1 protein-coding gene and 1 pseudogene are annotated in these 2821 nt (G+C 40.5%); one reads left to right on the forward strand and one right to left on the reverse strand.

Annotated features, from left to right (window positions below; genetic code table 11):
• A pseudogene (locus tag PN497_RS17725) lies at positions 1 to 199 on the forward strand (hypothetical protein); the annotation flags it as partial.
• Here PN497_RS17725 and pheT read toward each other — a convergent pair.
• A complete protein-coding gene (gene pheT / locus PN497_RS17730) occupies positions 164 to 2599 on the reverse strand; it encodes a phenylalanine--tRNA ligase subunit beta (protein WP_096569983.1) in 2436 nt (811 codons plus the stop codon). The pseudogene PN497_RS17725 and the gene pheT sit on opposite strands and share 36 nt — an antisense overlap.
• Positions 2600 to 2821 lie beyond the last annotated feature (222 nt).

Raw genomic sequence — 2821 nt, forward strand, 5'->3', positions numbered from 1 at the left:
GTCCCCAGTCACAAGTCCCCAGCGATGCACTGAGCTTGTCGAAGTGTCCCCAGTCACCAATCACCAGTCACCAGTCACCAGTCACCAGTCACCAATCACCAGTCACCAGTCACTCTATTCCCTATGTATGCCCAAGGTGCAGTTATCAGCGGACTTTGATAAATTAACTTCTCAAACTCACACCGAATTTTTCTACTAAAGCTTCCCGCACTTTATTATGTACAGGTTCAACTTCATTATCAGTGAGAGTGCGATCGCCAGCACGATAAACTAAACGAAAAGCTAAACTTCTTTGACCCGCAGGTACATTTTCACCACGGTATTCATCAAAGACTTCCACCGATTCTAACAACCCTTTCCCAGCTTTGTTAATCACTTTTTCCAGTTCGGAAACTGTGACTTTCACAGGTGCAAAAAATGCCAAATCTCTATCACTTGGGGGATAGGTAGAATAGGATTTAAACTTGGGAATTAGTAAATCATCATTATCCAGTGCATTTAACAAAGTATCCAAACTAATTTGGAACACATAAACCTCATCTGGTAAACCCTTATCCCTTCTCAGTTGGGGGTGAATTTGTCCAAAAGTTCCCAGTCTATTACCTCCCAACCATAAAGAAGCAGTGCGTCCTGGATGTAACCGGTAATCTCTATTTTCAGGTTGAAATTCTACCTCTAAACTAAATTGTTGAAAGACATTTTCTAAAATACCTTTCGCTTCAAACCAAGTCATTGGTTGTTCTCTTCCACCACGAGACCATTTACCAATGCTAGTATCACCACCCATGATACCAGCTAATATTTCCGCTTCATCTAACCCTTCTTCTTCTTGCCAGAAAATGCGACCGATTTCAAAACCATTTAACGCTCCATTTCCTTGTTCTAAATTGTATTGAAAAGCATCAATCAATCCAGAAATTAAATCAGTCCGCAAAGCTGAATACTCGGCAAATAAAGGGTTACTCAAAACAATTTGTTTATCTTCCCCTGGTTTCACCAAAGAATAGTGCATTAATTCTGTTAAACCTTCACCCCGCAAATAAGCGCGAATTTTCCGCAGTAATTCCTGATCTAAAGGTAAATAACCAGGTTCGGTTTTTTCTGGTAAAGTATCAACGAAATTATCATAACCATAAAGACGGGCGATTTCTTCAATTAAATCAATTTCCCGTTCTAAATCACGATAACGATAGGGTGGTACTTTTACCGTCCAAGTGCGGTCATTGTTATCAGTTAATTCACATCCTAAAGCAGTCAAGATTCTTTCTACATCTGCTGCTTCCAATTCTCCGCTTTCTAATCCCAAATCAATGGGACCTAGCACTTCATTAATTCTATCTAACCGTAAAACAATAGAATGGGACCAGGTGGAAGCATCAGGACGATTATCAACTATTTCCTGTTGAGTAATCACACCATTTGCTAGTTCTTGAATTAGGGATAAAGCGCGGTTGCAAGCTGTTTCTAATTCGGCACGATTTACACCCCTTTCATATCTTCCCGAAGCTTCACTTCTTAAACCCACACTGCGAGAAGAACGACGAATAGCAACAGAGTCAAATAACGCAGCTTCTAAAACTAAACTGGTTGTTCCTTCATAAACTTCTGTTTCTTCACCACCCATGACTCCTGCTAAAGCTACAGCTTGATTATTAGCAGTAATTAACAAATTATGAGTAGATAAATTGCGAGTTTGTCCATCTAAAGTTTTGAGAGTTTCCCCACTTTCAGCAAAGCGCACACCAATGGTTAAATTTTCACCACCAGCTACAGATTTTAAACGCTGTTGATCAAAAGCGTGTAACGGTTGTCCCCATTCCAATAACACATAATTGGTGATATCTACCACATTATTAATGGGACGGACTCCCGCAGCAAGTAATTTTTGTTTTAACCACTCAGGAGAAGGGGCAATTTTGATATTTTCTACAACAGTTCCAATGTATGCAGGACAAGCTTTATTTTCGGAAATCTTCAAGCTTAAATTTCCAGCATTATTATTAATTGTAACTGCTGGTGGTTGGGGAATAGATAATTTTCCACCGGTTAAAGCTGCAACTTCCCGCGCAATACCCACCATAGATAAAGCATCTGCACGGTTAGCGGTTGCGGTGACATCTAAAATGACATCATCTAAACCCAGAAAAGGACGTACATCACTACCTAAAGTGAGATTTTCTTCTGTGAAAATATGAATCCCGTCTACATCGGTAGGTAAACCCAGTTCTTTTAAAGAACAGATCATCCCGTTAGAGGGTACACCTCTAAGTTTTGTGGGTTTAATTTTTAAGTCGATGTTGGGTAAGTAAGTACCTTTGGTTGCAACTGGTACATAAATATCTGCGCGGACATTGGACGCACCACAAACGATGTTTAATGTTTCCTCTGCACCTACATCTACTGTACAGACACTTAGTTTATCCGCGTTGGGGTGCTGTTCCCGTTGCAGCACTTTACCGATCACAACGCCATCCGCCCAAGTGCGCCGATCTTCTATATCTTCAACCTCAAACCCTGCCATTGTCAAGGTGTGGGCTAGTTCTTCTGGAGTTTGGTTAATTTCTACGAGTTCCCGTAACCAATTGAAAGAGATACGCATTTAGTTGTCGTTGTGTTTGGATTTGTGTTTTGTTTTAATTTTATAATTAGGGGTTGCTGAGAAAGTCTTTCCGTGAGGGCATAGGAGTCAGGAGTCAGGAGTCAGGAGGAGATTTGAAAATTTCTTTGCCATCTCTTGAAATCCCAAAAAATGCACACTTTTTCCGGTATACCCTTCAAAACCCTTGCACTTTTTTCCTGTTTATCAGCCTCTAACCTTTGA

The sequence above is a fragment of the Sphaerospermopsis kisseleviana CS-549 genome (assembly GCF_028329225.1).
Classification (GTDB): domain Bacteria; phylum Cyanobacteriota; class Cyanobacteriia; order Cyanobacteriales; family Nostocaceae; genus Sphaerospermopsis; species Sphaerospermopsis kisseleviana.

Excerpts from the sequence above, each read along its gene's own strand:
- pheT (WP_096569983.1), bottom strand. The coding sequence starts at position 2,599 with ATGCGTATCTCTTTCAATTGGTTACGGGAACTCGTAGAAATTAACCAA.